Here is a 17613-nt window from a genome sequence, read left to right on the forward strand (position 1 = left end):
GCGATGTGTGACGCATCGTCATCTAACCCCCGTGGCAATGGCGTTGGGCGTCGCCGGGCGTTCGACCGCATCCAGTGCGTCGACGCCGTAGATGTCGCGCACCCACGCGCTCTGGTAGATGGTGTCGAGGTAGCGGTCGCCCAGGTCGGGCGAGACGGCCACGGCGACGACGTCCTGGTCGTGGCGGTGCTCCGCCAGCCAGGCGGCGGCTCCGCTGACCACCGTTCCGGTCGAGCCGCCGAACAGGAACCCGCCGCGGGCGAGCCGGTGGCAGGTGCGGACGGTGTCGAGCTCGGCCACGTGCACGACGTCGTCGACGAAGCTCTCGTCCAGCAGGGCCGGCCGGACCCCGGCCCCCAGGCCGGGGATCATCCGCGGTCCGGGCTCGCCGCCGAAGGTGACGGAGCCGATGCTGTCCACCGCGACGATCCGGGTGGCCGGCCGGTGCTCCTTGAAGTAGCGGGCGCAACCCATCAGCGTCCCGGTGGTCCCGGCGCCGACGAACAGCAGCTCCAGGTCCGGGAACTGACGGTGGATCGACGGAGCGGTGGTGCGGTAGTGGGCCCGCCAGTTGTCCGGGTTGGCGTGCTGGTTGAGCCAGACGTAACGCGGCGAGGAGGCGCACAGCCCCCGGACGTAGTCCAGCCGGGCGCCCAGGAAACCGGTCTCCGGCGAGGGCTCGGTGATCATGTGCACCTGGCCGCCGAGGGTTTCGATGAGCTGCCGGGTGGACAGATTGGTCCGTGGGTCGACGACGCAGATGAAGCGGTAGCCCCGGACGGAGGCGATCATGCTGAGCGCCATCCCGAGGTTGCCCGAGGAGGACTCCACCAGGATGGAGTCACGGTTCAGCCGCCCGTCCCGCTCGGCCGCGTCGACCATGCTGAGCGCCGCTTTGAGCTTGACGGAGCCGGCGAAGTTGAAGCCCTCGCACTTGAGGTACAGCGGATAGTCGAACATCGCCCGCAGGTCGACGAAGAGCTCGTCCTCGTTGAACTCCTGCGGCGTTCTGATGATGGGCATCGCCCGTCCCCCTACGCGGTGGAGTGAGTGACGGGACGTCAGTCCCAGATGATGTCGTCGCCGCCGTGCACGGAACCGGTGACCGCGGCGGTCGGGACGGCGGTGGTGCGGGCGGCGGAAACGGTGATGCTGCGCATGGTGGACCCCCGATGGTGAATGGCGCCGCGGGCCGTGGAACCGGCGGCGGCGAAATGGGCTGTAACGGATGGCTGCGCGATCGGGTTCGAATCCGGCGCCGAAACGTCAGGCGGGCAGGGAATCCGAATCCGGGGAGAGGGGCGTCCGGCCCCTTCGGGTGGAGCGGGGGCGTCAGTCCCAGATGATGTCGTCGGCGTGCGCGCCGCCGGTGGTCTTGCCGGTCGGGCCGTCCCAGATGATGTCGTCGCCGTGGGCGGCGGCGACCGTCGGGTGGACGGGGGTGCCCTTGGTGACCGGGCCGTCCCAGATGATGTCGTCGGCGTGCGCGGAGCCGGCCGCCGGGTGGGCGGGGGCGACCGTCGGGTGGACCGGGGTGCCGTTGGTGACCGGGCCGTCCCAGATGATGTCGTCCCCGTGCACGGAGCCGGCGCCCTGGGCCGCCGCCGTCGTCACGGTGGCGGCGCCGGCGACCGGCGCGGTGAGGGCGGCGCCGGCCAGCAGCAGACCGAGGACGGCGGCGGCGCGGGCGGCGGTGCGGGTGGCGGAAACGGTGATGCTGCTCATGATGAACCCCCGGTGCAAATGGAGCCGCGGGCCGTTAAATCGGCGGCGGCGAGACAGGTGATACGGATGAGTGCTGTGCCTGGTTCAATTCCCGCGGTGAATGACCGCGCGGGACCGGCGCTCGAATCCTCCGGGAGGGGGCTTCGGCCCCCTTCGGCATGACCAAGTCTGTCTCGCACACACGTTCCGTGCCACAGTTCTCGATGTCAGGGTCCTGCCCTGGCAGCACCCTGCACCGCGCTCGCGCCGCAGGTCACTCCTCCAACAACGGCAGCCGGTCGTCGCTGAATTCGGCCGCCAGCCGCCATCCGCGCAGTTCAGGTGCGTCCCGCAGACAACGGCGGGTGATCCGTTGTGCGGCGGAATCCGACTCTCCGGATTTCGGCGGGCCGAGAAAGAAGACAAGATCGGCGCCGAGTGGGTCGATCTCGACATAGACGTGCTCAAGTCCGTCGACCGGATCGGCCGCCTTCCGGAGCAACTCGACGAGTTTGTCGGGAGTGACCTGTTCCGGCCCGACCTTACCCCGAACCAGACGTCCGACAGTGATATACATGTCAAATCCTCTCGTGGGTGGACCCGCACGTAGTCCGCAGGAAAGGGCCTGGCCCCAAACGGCGGCTGAGAGTGGGCGGGGTGTCGTAGCATGCCCCCGAGATCCGGCAATGACGTGGCGTCATCAGGTTCAATATCGGGGGGGCAGGCGGTGCTGTCAGTGTTAGGACTGGATCCCGATGCCGAGGCCGTGTACCGGACGGTGCTGGCCCGGCCGGAGCTCGGGATCGCGGGGGTCGCGCACGATCTCACCTGGCCGGAACAACGGGTCCGGGACGCCCTGGACGGGCTGGCCCGGCTCACCCTGATCAGGCATTCCGAGCTGGAACCCGGGCACCTCCTCCTGGTCAACCCGGAGGTCAGCCTGGCGATGCTGATCGGCCGGCAGGAGGCCGAACTCGCCGAGCGGCAGCGCCAGATCGCCCAGAGCCGGCTGGAGGCGGCCAAGCTCGTCGCCCAGTACGCCGAGAGCCGCAAGGGCGAACGGGGCCTGGGCGTCGAGCAGTTGGAGGGGGTCGACCAGATCCGGCTGCGACTGGAGGAGCTCTCGCACTCCTGCACCGCCGAGATCATGGGCTTCGCGACCGGCGGCGGGCAGTCGCCGGCCGCCCGAAGAGCCGGGCAGGTCGCGGACCAGGAGGTCTTCGACCGCGGCGTGCAGATGCGCAGCATCTACCTGGAGAGCGCCGCCAACGACGGCGGCACCATCTCCCACCTGGAGTGGCTCACCGGGAGGGGCGCCCGGGTGCGGATAGCCCCGTCGCTCCCGATGCGCCTGGTGATCTTCGACCGCAAGGTGGCGGTCGTCCCCACCGATCCGGACGACACCAGTGTGGGGGCCCTGGTGCTGTCCGGTCCCGGACTGGTCTCCGCGCTCTGCGCGCTGTTCGAGTACGTCTGGGAGAACGCGACCCCGTACGGGAAGTCCTCGGGCAAGGGGACGGAAGGCCTCAACCCGCAGGCCATGGCGGTGCTCAGCCTGCTCGCCCAGGGCCACACCGACGAGGTGGTGGCCCGCAAACTCGGTGTCTCGGTGCGCACTTCGCGCCGGATCACCGCGGAACTGATGGCCTGGTTGGGCGGTCGGAGCCGGTTCCAGGCCGGGGTGATCGCCGGCGAGCGCGGTCTGCTGCAGGGCGGGGCGTCGGAGCGGGTGGACGACTAGGGCCAGGGCTGGGGCTGGGGCTGGGGCCAGGGCCGGGGCCGGGGCGGGAAGCGAACAGCCGGTCCGGGCGGGGCGACTGTCGCCGCCCCGCCCGTACCGGCCCGCCCGGTGCTTCCTCAACGGGTCACCGCGGTGCGGTAGATCCGCAGGTCGACCGGGATCAGCACCGCCAGCAGGCCCGCCACCACGATCACCGCGAGCAGCACCGGGTGCCGGTCCGGCAGGCTGTCCCCGACCACGGCCGGGGCGTTGCCCCACAGCTCCCGGCAGGCCCCGGCCACCAGGCTCACCGGGTTCCACTCGGCCACCGCGCGCAGCCAGCCGGGCAGCCCGGTCAGCGGCATGAACGAGTTGGACAGGAACGACAGCGCCACCAGGAACAGCGCCGAAATCCCGTTGATCGCCTCGGCGTTGCTCAGCACCATGCCGACCAGCGCGCCCAGCCAGAGCATCGCGTAGGCGAAGGCCAGCACCAGCACGAAGCCCAGCGCGGCCGAGCCGAGGTCCTTGTGGATCCGCCAGCCGACGCCGAGGCCGGCCAGGGCGACCGCGACGGTGGCGGTGGCGGTGGTGAGCAGGTCGGCCGCGGTGTGGCCGACCAGCACCGTGGCGCGGCCCATCGGCAGCGAGCGGAAGCGGTCGATCAGCCCGGTGCGCAGGTCGGCGGCCACGCCCAGGGCGGCCACGCCGACGCAGGTCAGCCCGACCTGGGCGAACACCCCGGCCATCACGTAGTCGTGGTACTCGCCGGAGCCGGTCACCGTCACCACGGAGGCGAACAGGTAGCCGAGCACGATCACCATGGTCACCGGGGTGAGGGTGATCGCGATGACCTTCTCCGGGGTGCGCCGCAGGTGCCGCAGATGGCGGCCGATCAGCGCGGCGGTGTCTCCGAGGGCCGTGCCGAGGCCGGCCGGGGCGCCGATGTCACTCACTGCTGGTCTCCCGTCCGTCCGGCGGCGGCCGCCACCGGTACCCGCTCCTCGTTCCGCTCCGCCGGCTCCTCCGGCCGGCCCCGCTCCTCCGGCTCGGCCCGCTCGCCCTGCGGGGCCGCCTGCTCCGGGGCCCGGCCCACCTGGGCACCGCGCCCGGTCAGCTGGAAGAACACGTCGTCCAGCGACGGACGGCGCAGTGCGAAGTCCGTCACCGGCACCCCGGCCGTCTCCAGGGCGACCGCGGCGGCGGCGATCGTGCCGATGCCGTCGGCCAGTTGGACGGTGATCCGGCGCCCGCTGAGGTCCACCTCGGGCTTCGCGGCGGCCACCGGGGCGAGTACGGCCAGCGCCTGGGGCAGGGCCGCCTCGGTGCCGACGCCCACCTCCAGCCACTCGTCGCCGACCTTGCGCTTGAGCTCGTCCGGGGTGCCCTCGGCGATCACCCGGCCGGTGTCGATCACCAGGATCCGGTCGGCCAGGAAGTCGGCCTCCTCCAGGTACTGGGTGGTGAGCAGCACGGTCACCCCCTGGGCGACCTGCTCGCGGACCATCTCCCAGAGCACCAGCCGGCTCGCCGGGTCCAGCCCGGTGGTCGGCTCGTCCAGGAACAGCACCGCGGGCCGGCCGATCAGCGCGGCGGCCAGGTCCAGCCGACGGCGCATGCCGCCGGAGTAGGTCTGGGCCGGCTTTCCGGCGGCGTCCTCCAGCTCGAACCGGGCGAGCAGCTCGGCCGCCCGGTCACGGGCCCCCTTGCGTCCCAAGTGGAGCAGGCGGCCCAGGAGTTCGAGGTTCTCGCGGCCGGTGAGCAGCCCGTCCACGGCGGCGTACTGGCCGGCCAGGCCGATCCGCCGGCGCACCTGGCGCTGCTGGCGGACCACGTCGAACCCGGCCACCTCGGCCCGGCCCTGATCGGGTTCCAGCAGGGTGGCCAGCAGTCGGACAGTGGTGGTCTTGCCGGCCCCGTTGGGGCCGAGCAGGCCGAGCACGGTGCCGGCCGCCACCTCCAGGTCGACGCCCTTGAGGGCGTGGTGCTCGCCGTATCTCTTGCCGAGACCGGTCGCCCGAATAGCGGTGTCCATCATTCATTCCCCCTTCCACGGAGGTTTGTCGATCGTTCGGAACAGAAGACGCCGGAGCGCATTCCGGCGCGGAATCACGGAATTCGGTGGAATCGTTCGGCGGGGTCGGCCCGGTACGGGTCCCGACCCGCGCGACGGGCGGTCGCCCGGGTTCGGCGGCCGGTCGGATTCACCGGTTCATCGGCCCGGCGTCACTCGATGGTGGCCCGCTCGAATGGTTGTCCCTCAACGGGAACCGACCGTAGCACCGGGCGAACGGGCCAGGTAAGAGCCTCCGAGCCGCCTCCACTGGCAGCAGCTTGCCACCGCAGGATGCTGCAACTCCCGGAGGCCCCACGGCGGTTCGGAAGGGCCTACGGTCGTGGTTATTCCGCCGGTCCCCCTCATGCCGGTGAGGACACACCCGCAACCCGAATGTCGCCACCGCGGCTTGATCATGCCGCCGACCCGCAGGAGAGGTAATGGCACGTCAAAGCAATTTCGCGGCCCGACTGGGCGAGTGGAGTGCCCAGCACCGGAAGACCGCCGTGTTCGGCTGGATCATCCTCGTCGTCCTGGTCACCGTGATCGGTGGCATGGCCGGCCAGAAGAACCTGACCCAGGCCGACTACGGGACCGGTGAATCGGGCCAGGCCGCCCAGGTCCTGAAGGACGCCGGGATCAAGGATCCGGCCAACGAGCTGATCCTGGTCCACAGCGACGGACTGACCACGGACTCCCCGGAGTTCCGCAGCGCCGTCCAGGCCACCGCCGACGCCGTGAACAAGACCGGGCTCGCGGAGAACCTGCGCGACCCGTACACCACCCAGGCCTTCTCGGCCGACAAGCACTCCGCGCTGATCATGTTCGCCGTCACCGGCGACCCGGACACCGCGGCCGACCGGATCGACCCGGTCATCACCGCGGTGCAGGACACCGCCAAGGCGCACCCGCAGGTGACCCTCGGCGAGTTCGGTGGCGCGAGCGCCCTCAAGGGCATCGACGACAGCCTCGGCGACGACTTCGCGCGGGCCGAACTGACCGCCCTGCCTGTCGCGTTGGGCATCCTGCTGGTGGTCTTCGGCGCCTTCGTGGCGGCCGTGCTGCCGGTCGCCCTGGCGGTCACCGCCTGCATCGGCGCGATGGGCCTGCTCGCCCTGAGCAGCCAGGCGGTGCCGGTGGACGGCATGACCAACTCGGTGATGTTCCTGATGGGCCTCGCCGTCGGCGTCGACTACTGCCTGTTCTACCTGCGCCGTGAGCGCGAGGAGCGGGCGGCCGGCCGGGACAAGGCGACCGCGCTGCGGATCGCCGCGCACACCTCGGGCCACTCGGTGATGGTCTCCGGTCTCACCGTGATGGTCGCGATGGCCGGCATGTTCCTCTCCGGGCTGACCGTCTTCGAGGGCTTCGCGATGGCCACCATCGAGGTCGTCGCGGTCGCGGTGGTCGGTTCGATGACCGTGCTGCCGGCCCTGATGTCGATGCTCGGCGACAAGGTCGCGTCCGGCCGGATCCCGTGGATCAGCAAGCGCCGCCAGGCCGCCGTCGCCAACCCCAAGCCCGCCAACGCGCTGCTGCGCGGGGTGCTGGCCCGGCCCGCGATCTTCGCCACGCTGGCCGCCGCCGTCCTGCTGGTGCTGGCCGCCCCGGCGCTCGGCATGAAGACCGAGAAGCTCGGCATGGACAAGCTGCTGCCCTCGGACAACCCGCTGGTCTCGGTGTCGCACCAGATCGACAAGGAGTTCCCCGGCTCGCCCTCCCCCGCCATGGTGGTGGTCAAGGCCGACAACATCGACTCGCCGCAGGTCGCCAAGGGCATCGAGGACTTCAAGCAGGCCGCCGTGGCGTCCGGCAAGACCGGCAACCAGATCGACGTGCGGTACTGGAAGGACAAGAACATCGCCGAGATCAGCGTCCCGCTGGCCGGCAACGGCACCGACGACACCTCCAAGGCGGCGCTGTCCGCACTGCGCGGGCAGATCGTCCCGCAGACCCTGAAGGCGGTGCCGGGCACCACCGCGCTGGTCGCCGGCGACCTCGCCTTCTCGGTCGACTACAACAACCAGCTGGACAAGAGCATCGTCCCGGTCTTCGCCTTCGTCATGGGCGTCACCTTCCTGCTGATGCTCTTCTCCTTCCGCTCGCTGACCATCTCGATCACCTCGATCCTGCTCAACCTGCTCTCGGTGGCGGCCGCCTACGGCGTGATGACCGCGGTCTTCCAGCACGGCTGGGGCGCCTCGCTGGTCGGCACCAAGGCGCCGGGCGCGATCGAGTCCTGGATGCCGCTGTTCGTCTTCGTGGTCCTCTTCGGCCTCTCGATGGACTACCACGTGTTCGTGGTCTCCCGGATCCGTGAGGCCTACCTCTCGGGCAAGTCCAGCCGGGAGGCGGTCGGCCTCGGCATCCGCAACACCGCCGGGGTGGTCACCAGCGCCGGTCTGATCATGGTCGCGGTGTTCGCGGTCTTCGGCACCCTGGGCATGCAGGACTTCAAGCAGCTGGGCATCGGCCTGGCGGTCGCGGTCCTGCTGGACGCCACCCTGGTCCGCGCGGTGCTGCTGCCCGCGGTGATGGCCCTGCTGGGCGACGGCAACTGGTACCTGCCGCGCTGGCTCGGTGGCGGCCGCCGCACCGCCCCCGCCCACGCCGCCGGGGTGCCCCAGCCCGTCGGGCAGCACGAGCCGGCCGGCACCTACGTCGGCTGACCCGGTCCCGCCCCTCCTCCGCCCGCCACTTCTGGAGCCACCACCGTGTTCGAGTTCAGAGTCATCGACGGCACCACCGCCCGCGAGGTCATCGCGGGAGCCCGCCCGCGGATCGTCCAGGAGGTCCGGGAGACCTACCTGACCCACGGCGCCGGTGAGTCCGTCAACCCCGACAGCTACTTCCTGCGGTTCCCGGCCAAGCCGGACGCCCGGATCATCGCCCTGCCGGCCTACCTGGGCGGCGGCGTGGGCCTGGCCGGCATCAAGTGGATCAGCAGCTTCCCGGCCAACGTCGAGCGGGGCTTCCCGCGGGCCTCGGCCGCCCTGCTGCTGAACGACTACGAGACCGGCTACCCCTTCGCCGTCCTGGAGGCCTCGCAGATCAGCGCGGCCCGCACCGCGGCCTCCGCCGTGCTCGCCGCCGAGGTGCTCGGCGGCGGGCGCACCGCCGGCCGGCTGGCGGTGGTCGGCGCCGGCATCATCGCCCGCAACATCCTGGAGTTCTTCGGCGCCCAGCAGTGGGAGATCGACGAGCTGGTGGTGCACGACCGCAAGGCCGAGTACGCCCGGGCCCTGGCCGACCACGCCGACGCCGAACTCGGCTACCCGGCGCGGGTGGTGGAGGACCTCGGCGAGACGCTCAAGGGCGCCGACGTGGTGGTGCTGGCCACCACCGCGGGCGAGCCGTACATCCTCGACCCGGAGACCTTCGCCCCCGGGCAGCTGGTGCTGAACATCTCCCTGCGCGACCTCGCCCCCGAGATCATCGGCGGCGCGTACAACGTGCTGGACGACGTCGAGCACTGCATGAAGGCGAACACCTCTCCGCACCTGGCCGAACAGCTCTACGGCAACCGGGAGTTCGTCACCGGCACGCTCGCCCAGGTGATCGAGGGCGAGGTCGCGGTCGGCACCGACCGCCCGGTGGTCTTCTCGCCCTTCGGCCTCGGCGTGCTCGACCTCGCGGTCGGCGCGCTGGTGCACGACGAGGCGGTGGCCGCCGGCAAGGCCACCGAGATCCCCGGCTTCTTCGCCGAGACGACCCGCTGGTAGTCCTCGGGGCGTGTCCGACACGCCCGCACGGCGGGACCGGCCCCCAGCGGGCCCGCCGAGGACGCCGGCTACTCCGGGACCGGCCCCCACCGGGCCCGGCGCCACCGACGAGGGCCCCGACCGCTCACCGCGGTCGGGGCCCTCGTGGTGTCGCGGTCGGTCAGGCCTCGCCGCCGCCGAAGCGGGCCGTCCAGGCCGCCAGGTCCTCGTCGGTGATCTTCGCGAACAGCACCGGCGGCACGGTGAACGGCGTTCCGGCCGGGACCAGTTCCAGGGCCCGGGCCTCGTCCCCGGTGATCCAGCCGCGCTCGTCGGACGGGAGCGCGAAGGCGCCGCGCATCGCCGCCGCCGCGGTCGGGATGAACGGCTCGGACACCACCGCGTACAGGTGGATCAGGTTCATCGCCGTCCGCAGGGTGAGCGCCGCCGCCTCCGGGTCGGTCTTCACCTGCAGCCAGGGGGCCTTCTCGTCCAGGTAGGCGTTGCCGGCGCTCCACAGCGCGCGCAGCGCCTGCGCCGCCTTGCGGAAGTTGAGCGCGTCCAGCTGGGTCTCGTACTCGGCCAGCAGGCCGGCGATCTGCTCGCCGAGCCGCTGCTCGGCGTCGCCCGCCGCGGCCCCGGCCGGGACGTCGTCGCCGAAGCGCTTGCGGCTGAACGAGAGCACCCGGTTGACGAAGTTGCCGAGGGTGTCGGCGAGGTCCTTGTTGACCACCGAGGCGAACAGGTCCCAGGTGAAGCTGGAGTCGTCCGACTCGGGCGCGTGCGCCATCAGGAAGTAGCGCCAGTAGTCGGCCGGCAGCAGCTCCAGCGCGACGTCGGTGAAGATGCCGCGCTTCTGGCTGGTGGAGAACTTCCCGCCGTAGTACGTCAGCCAGTTGAAGGCCTTGACGTAGTCGACCTTCTTCCACGGGCGGCGCGAGCCGAGGATGGTGGCCGGGAACATCACGGTGTGGAACGGGACGTTGTCCTTGGCCATGAACTCGGTGTAGCGGACGGTCCCGTCGGCCTCGTACCACCAGGACTTCCAGTCCCGGTCCTGTCCGGCCGGGGCGGCGTCCGCCCACTCCTTGGTGGCGCCGATGTACTCGATCGGGGCGTCGAACCAGACGTAGAACACCTTGCCCTCGGCGGCCAGTTCGGGCCACACGTCGGCCGGCACCGGGACGCCCCACTCCAGGTCGCGGGTGATCGCGCGGTCCTGGAGGCCCTCGGTGAGCCACTTGCGGGCGATCGAGGAGGCCAGCACCGGCCACTCGTCGCCGTGCGCGGCGATCCAGGCCTCGACCTCCCCGGTCAGGTCCGACTGGAGCAGGAACAGGTGCCGGGTCTCCCGGACCTCCAGGTCGGCGCTGCCGCTGATCGCCGAGCGCGGCTCCAGCAGGTCGGTCGGGTCCAGCACCCGGGTGCAGTTCTCGCACTGGTCGCCGCGCGCCTTGTCGTAGCCGCAGTGCGGGCAGGTGCCGACGATGTAGCGGTCCGGCAGGAAGCGGCCGTCGGCGTTGGAGTACACCTGGCGGATCGCCCGCTCCTCGATGAAGCCGTTGCGCTGCAGCTCGCGGGCGATCTCCTGGGTGATCTCCCGGTTCTGCGGCGAGGAGCTGCGGCCGAAGTGGTCGAAGGACAGCGCGAAGCCGTCGTACACCGCCTTCTGCGCCTCGTGCGCCCGGGCGCAGAACTCGGCGACCGGCAGCCCGGCCTCCTGCGCGGCCAGCTCGGCGGGGGTGCCGTGCTCGTCGGTGGCGCAGATGTACAGCACCTCGTGGCCGCGTTGGCGCAGGTAGCGGGAGTAGACGTCCGCCGGGAGCATCGACCCGACCATGTTGCCCAGGTGCTTGATCCCGTTGATGTACGGAAGGGCGCTGGTGATCAGGTGCCGAGCCATCCTCGGATGCTCCGATTTCTCCCGCACGCGCACCCCACCCGGAGTGCTGTGCCAGGCGCAGGGGTCCACTGTGGGCTGCCAAGCCTACCGCCGTCGGGGTGGCGTACCGTTCCGCCTCACGGTCGGGGCAGGTCGGCGAAGCGGTCGAACTCCCCGTCCTTGACCCCGCGGACGAACGCGGCCCACTTGCGCGGCGTCGTCCGCACGACCACCTCGGGCCGGTCCGACTCGCGGATCTCCACCAGGTCGCCGCTCGCCCTGACCTCGACGCAGTCGCCGCTCTCGCCGCTGGCCGACGCCTTGCGCCAAACGTTCATGCGAAGTCTTTCAGTAAGGCCCGGATGAAGTCCCGGGACTCGGCCGTCCCGAGCGCGATCGCCGCAGCCTTCTCCTTGATCCGCCGGTAGGAGGCCAATTCCGCATCGGAGTGCACGAACTGCGGCCCGTGGGTGAGCTCGATCTGGACGGTGTCGAGCTGCGGAACGGGCCCGCGGGCCAGATACAGGGCCTCCCCGGAGCCGGTGTAGGTGGGGACGCTGAACGGGATCACCCGGATCTCCAGCCCGGGCCGTTCGGAGTTCTCCAGCAGGCTCAGCAACTGCCGGCGCAGCACTTCCGGCCCCCCGAACTGCATCCGCAGCGCGGATTCGTGCAGGACGGCGGTGTACGGCTTCGGTCGGTCCACGAAGATCTGCTGGCGCCGGATCCGGAATGCCGTCCGGACCTCCGCCTCCTGCCGGCGGGACGCGGGCAGCCGCTGGAACACCGCGGCCGCGTACTCCGGGGTCTGCAGCAGCCCGGGCATGAGGGTGCTGTTCAGGATGGACAGCGAGGTGGCGTGGTGCTCCATCTCCGCGATGTCGACGATCGCGGAGGGCATCCGGCCCCGGTAGCCGTCCCACCAGTACTTGCGACGGTCCTGGGTCATGGCGAGCAGCGCGTCGAGGTACGGTCCCTCGGGGCAGCCGCAGGTGCGCGCCCAGATCCGCAGCCGCTCGGCGCTGATGCCCGACTTCCCGTTCTCCATCTGGGAGATCTTGGGCAGGTCGGTGCCGATGGTGACGGCCAGGTTCTTGGGCGTCACACCCACGCGTTCGCGCATCTTGCGCAGCTCGATCCCCAGGCGCTGCTGGCGCACGGTCGGCGACAAGCGGGGTGGCATGACTCTCTTCTCCGGATCGCGGCTACGGTCGATGCTTCCGGTGAAGTGTGCCGTGCACACCGGGCCCTAGCCACCGAATTGGGGGATACCCCACGATGGAGTGAACGTCCAGTGCCTCGGTAGCAACTCTGGCACCCTGACTCTATGGTCGTCCGTGTCACTCACTGACTTGTTGTCCCCTAAACAGTCGCCAATCAGCCGTAAATACACACCAGATGCATGGTCAGCGCGCTCGACATCACCGACCGGAGACAGCCATGCCCCTTCCCCCGTCCCGCCGCCTTCCCCAGCGCAATTCCGCCGCCCGGTGAATGCCCTTCTGGTCGCCGGATTGTCCGCCCTCCTGCTCGCCGTCCTTTTCGTCGGCTGGCTGGTCTGGCTGGTCAACGTCCAACCCCGGGAACTCCGGCCGAGAAAAGGCGAGTTCGCCCCCCGCCATTCCGCCTCCGTCGACCGCGATTAGCGCCCCGGCCCTCCCGGCCGGGGGTGGCGGGGCGGTGGGCGGAGCGCTCAGCCGCGGGAGAGGCGTTCGGTCAGCCGGGACTCGGCGGCCGGCCACTCGTCGGCGAGCATCGAGAAGTAGGCGGTGTCCCGCCAGGTGCCGGTGGGGCGGAGGCGGTGGCGGCGGAAGGTGCCCTCGTACTGGGCGCCGAGGCGCTGGATGGCGTTGCGGGAGCGCTCGTTGAGGGCGTCGGTCTTCCAGAAGACGCGGCCCATGCCGAGGTCCTCGAAGGCGTGGGTGAGCAGCAGCAGCTTGGACTCGGTGTTGACCGCGGTGCGCCACACCGAGCGGGCGTACAGGGTGCCGCCGATCTCGACGGACTCGTCCTTCGCGCTGTAGTCGTGGTAGCCGGTGATGCCGACGGCCGTGCCGGTCGCGAGGTCGACGACGGCGAAGTAGACGCACTCGCCGGTGGCCGCCTCGGCGATGCGGGCGTCGAGGATCGCGCCGAGTTCCTCCTCGGAGGCGGGCGGGAGGGACATCGTCCAGCGCCAGACCTCGGGGTCGGAGCCGACGGAGGCCCAGAGCGCGGCGAGGTGGCGGTGCTCCAGGGGCTCCAGGCGGACGTGGCGGCCGGTGAGGGTGACGGGTGAGGGCAGCTTCGCGGTCATGCCCCCGAACGTAGCTCGACTCTGCACTAGAAGCAATGGAATTATGTGCTAGTGCAAAATGGGGAGGGTAAAGGGAAGGGCCCCGCGGGACGGTGCGTCCCGCGGGGCCCTTCGCAGAAGTGCGGCCTCAGATGAACGAGTTGATCTGGATCGTCTCGTCCCGGCCCGGGCCGACGCCGATGGCGGAGATCGGCGCGCCGGACATCTCCTCCAGCGCCTTCACGTACGCCTGGGCGTTCTTCGGCAGCTCGGCGAAGGTCTTCGCCTTGCTGATGTCCTCGGTCCAGCCCGGCAGCGTCTCGTAGATCGGCTTGGCGTGGTGGAAGTCCGACTGGTTGTAGGGGAGTTCCTCGACCCGGCGGCCGTCGATCTCGTACGCGACGCAGACCGGGATCTGCTCCCAGCCGGTCAGCACGTCCAGCTTGGTGAGGAAGAAGTCGGTGAGGCCGTTGACCCGGGTCGCGTAGCGCGCGATGACGGCGTCGAACCAGCCGCAGCGGCGGTCGCGGCCGGTGGTGACACCGCGCTCGCCACCGATCCGGCGCAGCGCCTCGCCGTCCTCGTCCAGCAGCTCGGTCGGGAACGGGCCCGAGCCGACGCGGGTGGTGTAGGCCTTGAGGATGCCGATGACCCGGTCGATCTTGGTGGGGCCGATGCCGGCGCCGGTGCAGGCGCCGCCCGCGGTCGGGTTCGACGAGGTCACGAAGGGGTACGTGCCGTGGTCGACGTCGAGCAGGGTGCCCTGGCCGCCCTCCAGCAGGACGACCTTGTTCGCCTTGAGGGCCTCGTCCAGCACCAGGGTGGTGTCGGCGAGGAAGGGCTTGATCTTCTCCGCGTAGCCCAGGTACTCCTCGACCACCAGCTCGGCCGGGACGGCGCGGCGGTTGTAGAGCTTGACCAGGATCTGGTTCTTGTCGTGCAGCGCCGCCTCGATCTTCTGGCGCAGGATCGACTCGTCGAACAGGTCCTGGACCCGGATGCCGACGCGGTTGATCTTGTCCGCGTAGGTCGGGCCGATGCCGCGGCCGGTGGTGCCGATCCGGCGCTTGCCGAGGAAGCGCTCGGTCACCTTGTCGATGGTGCGGTGGTACGGGGTGATCAGGTGGGCGTTGCCCGAGACCAGCAGCTTGGAGGTGTCGATGCCGCGCTCGTTCAGGCCGTGGAGCTCGGAGAGCAGCACGCCCGGGTCGATGACCACGCCGTTGCCGATGACCGGCGTGACGTTCGGGCTGAGGATGCCGGAGGGGAGCAGGTGCAGGGCGTACTTCTGGTCGCCGATGACCACCGTGTGACCGGCGTTGTTGCCGCCCTGGTAGCGGACGACGTAGTCGACGGAGCCGCCGAGGAGGTCGGTGGCCTTCCCCTTGCCCTCGTCCCCCCACTGAGCGCCAACGAGCACGAGTGCCGGCACAGGCGTACACCCCTTCCGGTTGGGGCATCCTGCGTAGGCCGCAGTCTGCCCCGAGATAGACGAAGCCCCTGGCGCAATGGCGCAAGGGGCTCTTGCACCGAGAGATTACCTGAGGAAGGACCGGTCGTGTCGTCCCTGTCCACGCCTGCTACCGGCGGTCCCGAGCCCCTTCTGCTGCTGCTCGACCCGGTGGCCCGGCAGACCGACGGGGAGTCGGTGCGGATCGCGAAGGACGTGCTGTGCGGGGGAGCGGACGTCAAGGTGGCCTTTCCGGAGAGCCCGTCCGAACTCGACCGACTGCTTTCGCACCGGGGTCGTCGGCGACCGGTGGTGATCGGTTCCGACTTCGCCCTGCAGCGGGTGCTGCAGGCGCTCTACCGGCAGCGTGAGCTGGGCGCCGAACCGGTGGGCATGGTTCCGGTCGGCCGGGCCGAGGAGCTGGCGACGGCCCGCGCGCTGGGCGTGCCGGGGGAGCCGGTGCGGGCGGCGCGGGCGGTGCTCTCGGGTGCGCCGCGCACCTTCGACCTGTTGGTGGACGACGGCGGCGGAGTGGCGCTGGGCGGGGTGCGGATCACCGGGGCCGGCACCCGTCGTCCGGGGGGCCGTCCGGGTGGCTGGCGTTCGCTATGGGCGAAACTGGCTGCGGCCGAGCAGGCGAACGTGCTCGCCCCCGAGGACGTCGACCACAGCCCCCGGGTCCGGGTCGAGGCGGACGGCCGGCTGCTCGCCGACGTGCACCGCCCGGTCCGGCTGGTGGAGCTGACCCTCCCGGGCGCCGGGGAGGCCGCCCCGGACGGCACCGGAGTGCTGGAGGTGGTGGTCCGCGCGCCCGGCGCGCTGGTGCGGGCGCGGGCGGCGAGCGTCTCGGTGGTCGGGCGCGGCTTCGGCTACGAGGCGGACGGCCACCCGGTCGGCCCGGTCCGGGCCCGGACCTGGACGGTGCGCCCGGGCGCCTGGGGCCTGCTGCTGCCCGCCGCGTGAACCCCGGCTGAACCCCGGGTGAGCAGGCTCACGTTCGGGCCCGCCCGCCGACCACCCTTCCGCACACGGAAAGCCCCAACAGGCGCGAACCACAAGGCCAACCGCCGTCCGCCGGAATTCCCCCACCCGAATTCCCGGGCCCGTAAGGGGTTTTGTCTACGCGCGTTACTCCGCGACCGCCGGTCGGAACGGGCATCCCGCGTTCCGGAAGCCCTGGTCAACTGCCCTAGACTCGAAGGCGTGCCACGTGGTGACGGAAGACTCAACCACGATCTTCTTCCCGGTGAGAAAGGCCCCCAGGACGCTTGCGGCGTCTTCGGTGTCTGGGCTCCCGGCGAGGAGGTCGCCAAGCTCACGTTCTTCGGCCTTTACGCCCTGCAGCACCGCGGTCAGGAATCCGCGGGCATCGCAGTGAGCAACGGCTCCCAGATTCTCGTCTTCAAGGACATGGGACTCGTCTCCCAGGTCTTCGACGAGGCCTCGCTGGGGTCGTTGCACGGGCATATCGCCGTCGGACACGCCCGCTACTCGACCACCGGTTCCTCGGTCTGGGAGAACGCCCAGCCGACCTTCCGCGCGACCGTGCACGGTTCGCTGGCCCTCGGGCACAACGGAAACCTGGTGAACACCGCCGAACTGGCGGCCATGGTCGCCGAACTGCCCGGCGAGGAGCACGTCTCGCGCTCCGGCCGGACCGCCGCGACCAACGACACCGACCTGGTGACCGCCCTGCTGGCCGGCCACCCGGACCTCTCCATCGAGGAGACGGCCAAGGTCGTACTGCCCAAGGTCAAGGGCGCCTTCTCGCTCGTCTTCATGGACGAGCACACCCTCTACGCCGCCCGTGACCCGCAGGGCATCCGCCCGCTGGTGCTCGGCCGGCTGGAGCGCGGCTGGGTGGTCGCCTCCGAGACGGCGGCGCTCGACATCTGCGGCGCCTCCTTCATCCGCGAGGTCGAGCCCGGCGAGCTGATCGCCATCGACGAGAACGGCATGCGCAGCTCCCGGTTCGCCGAGGCGAAGCCCAAGGGCTGCGTGTTCGAGTACGTCTACCTGGCCCGCCCCGACACCTCCATCGCCGGCCGCAACGTGCACCTCTCCCGGGTGGAGATGGGCCGCCGGCTGGCCAAGGAGGCCCCGGTCGAGGCCGACCTGGTGATAGCGACGCCCGAGTCCGGCACCCCCGCCGCGATCGGGTACGCCGAGGCCAGCGGCATCCCGTACGGCTCCGGCCTGGTGAAGAACGCCTACGTGGGCCGCACCTTCATCCAGCCCAGCCAGACGATCCGCCAGCTCGGCATCCGGCTCAAGCTGAACCCGCTGCGCGAGGTCATCGCCGGCAAGCGCCTGGTGGTCGTGGACGACTCGATCGTCCGCGGCAACACCCAGCGCGCGCTGGTGAAGATGCTGCGCGAGGCGGGCGCCGCCGAGGTGCACATCCGGATCTCCTCGCCGCCGGTGAAGTGGCCCTGCTTCTTCGGCATCGACTTCGCCACCCGCGCGGAGCTGATCGCCAACGGCATGACCATCGAGGAGATCGGCCGCACGCTCGGTGCCGACTCGCTCTCGTACATCTCGATCGACGGGATGATCGAGGCCACCAAGCAGCCCAAGGACCGGCTCTGCCGGGCCTGTTTCGACGGCGAGTACCCGATGGAGCTGCCGGACCCGGCACTGCTCGGGAAGCTCCTGCTGGAGGCCGAGATCAAGGGCGGCCAGCAGAAGCCGGCCGTCCGCGGCAAGCCGACCAGCGGCAGCGACCTGGACGGCGTCCAGTCGCTGCTCGGCGGGGCGGGCGCGGCCGACGCGCTGCGCCGCCCGTAACGAACGCACGGTGGGGTCCCGCGAACCGGGGCCCCACC

Annotated in this window: 15 protein-coding genes; 5 read left to right on the forward strand and 10 right to left on the reverse strand. The window is 70.9% G+C overall.

The features are described from left to right. Positions 1–18 precede the first annotated feature (18 nt). From sbnA to ACIP4P_RS32625, 3 genes are all read right to left on the reverse strand, one after another. Complete coding sequence (gene sbnA, locus ACIP4P_RS32615) at positions 19–1023, reverse strand: 2,3-diaminopropionate biosynthesis protein SbnA (RefSeq protein WP_400924662.1); 1005 nt, start codon at positions 1021–1023, stop codon at positions 19–21. A 309-nt stretch (positions 1024–1332) separates the two neighbouring features. After that, on the reverse strand, positions 1333–1725 hold the full coding sequence (locus tag ACIP4P_RS32620; RefSeq protein ID WP_400924664.1) for a hypothetical protein: 393 nt from the start codon (positions 1723–1725) through the stop codon (positions 1333–1335). A 253-nt stretch (positions 1726–1978) separates the two neighbouring features. Continuing rightward, the gene (locus ACIP4P_RS32625; protein WP_400924666.1) at positions 1979–2281 is read right to left on the reverse strand and encodes a hypothetical protein; all 303 of its coding nucleotides are present in this window, start codon (positions 2279–2281) and stop codon (positions 1979–1981) included. A gap of 159 nt (positions 2282–2440) precedes the next feature. Between ACIP4P_RS32625 and ACIP4P_RS32630 the strand changes: the two genes are divergently transcribed. Next, entirely contained in the window at positions 2441–3445 is a 1005-nt protein-coding gene (locus ACIP4P_RS32630) for a LuxR family transcriptional regulator (protein ID WP_400924668.1), read from the forward strand. Between the two features lie 116 nt (positions 3446–3561). Here ACIP4P_RS32630 and ACIP4P_RS32635 read toward each other — a convergent pair whose 3' ends face one another. Both ACIP4P_RS32635 and ACIP4P_RS32640 read right to left on the reverse strand, forming a co-directional pair. Continuing rightward, positions 3562–4380 (reverse strand): ABC transporter permease, encoded by an 819-nt coding sequence (locus tag ACIP4P_RS32635; RefSeq protein WP_400924670.1) that lies wholly within the window; start codon positions 4378–4380, stop codon positions 3562–3564. Continuing rightward, the gene (locus tag ACIP4P_RS32640) at positions 4377–5459 is read right to left on the reverse strand and encodes an ATP-binding cassette domain-containing protein (protein ID WP_400924672.1); all 1083 of its coding nucleotides are present in this window, start codon (positions 5457–5459) and stop codon (positions 4377–4379) included. Before ACIP4P_RS32640 ends, ACIP4P_RS32635 begins: the two co-directional genes overlap by 4 nt. A 461-nt stretch (positions 5460–5920) precedes the next feature. On the opposite strand from ACIP4P_RS32640, the gene ACIP4P_RS32645 reads away from it, so the two are divergent. Together ACIP4P_RS32645 and sbnB are read left to right on the forward strand one after the other, a co-directional pair. Then, a complete protein-coding gene (locus tag ACIP4P_RS32645; protein ID WP_400924674.1) occupies positions 5921–8149 on the forward strand; it encodes an MMPL family transporter in 2229 nt (742 codons plus the stop codon). Positions 8150–8194: 45 nt separating this feature from the next. Next, positions 8195–9202: a 2,3-diaminopropionate biosynthesis protein SbnB gene (gene sbnB, locus ACIP4P_RS32650; protein ID WP_350516141.1), complete on the forward strand. Its 1008-nt coding sequence runs from the start codon at positions 8195–8197 to the stop codon at positions 9200–9202. A gap of 160 nt (positions 9203–9362) precedes the next feature. On the opposite strand, the gene metG is transcribed toward sbnB, so the two are convergent. The 5 genes from metG to ACIP4P_RS32675 form a co-directional block, all read right to left on the reverse strand. Further along, positions 9363–11084 (reverse strand): methionine--tRNA ligase, encoded by a 1722-nt coding sequence (gene metG / locus ACIP4P_RS32655; RefSeq protein ID WP_400924676.1) that lies wholly within the window; start codon positions 11082–11084, stop codon positions 9363–9365. A gap of 116 nt (positions 11085–11200) precedes the next feature. Further along, a complete protein-coding gene (locus ACIP4P_RS32660) occupies positions 11201–11401 on the reverse strand; it encodes a DUF397 domain-containing protein (protein WP_400924678.1) in 201 nt (66 codons plus the stop codon). After that, entirely contained in the window at positions 11398–12246 is an 849-nt protein-coding gene (locus ACIP4P_RS32665) for a helix-turn-helix domain-containing protein (RefSeq protein WP_400924680.1), read from the reverse strand. The genes ACIP4P_RS32660 and ACIP4P_RS32665 overlap by 4 nt, the downstream gene beginning before the upstream one ends. Positions 12247–12756: 510 nt before the next feature. Beyond that, the gene (locus ACIP4P_RS32670) at positions 12757–13359 is read right to left on the reverse strand and encodes a GNAT family N-acetyltransferase (protein ID WP_400924682.1); all 603 of its coding nucleotides are present in this window, start codon (positions 13357–13359) and stop codon (positions 12757–12759) included. Between the two features lie 127 nt (positions 13360–13486). Then, positions 13487–14770: an adenylosuccinate synthase gene (locus tag ACIP4P_RS32675; protein ID WP_400924684.1), complete on the reverse strand. Its 1284-nt coding sequence runs from the start codon at positions 14768–14770 to the stop codon at positions 13487–13489. Between the two features lie 126 nt (positions 14771–14896). Between ACIP4P_RS32675 and ACIP4P_RS32680 the strand changes: the two genes are divergently transcribed. Both ACIP4P_RS32680 and purF read left to right on the forward strand, forming a co-directional pair. Further along, complete coding sequence (locus ACIP4P_RS32680; RefSeq protein ID WP_400924686.1) at positions 14897–15751, forward strand: diacylglycerol kinase; 855 nt, start codon at positions 14897–14899, stop codon at positions 15749–15751. A 240-nt stretch (positions 15752–15991) separates the two neighbouring features. Next, a complete protein-coding gene (gene purF / locus ACIP4P_RS32685; protein ID WP_350516148.1) occupies positions 15992–17575 on the forward strand; it encodes an amidophosphoribosyltransferase in 1584 nt (527 codons plus the stop codon). The last annotated feature ends 38 nt before the right edge of the window (positions 17576–17613 follow it).

Source organism: Kitasatospora sp. NPDC089509 (genome assembly GCF_044749365.1).
Lineage (GTDB): Bacteria > Actinomycetota > Actinomycetes > Streptomycetales > Streptomycetaceae > Kitasatospora.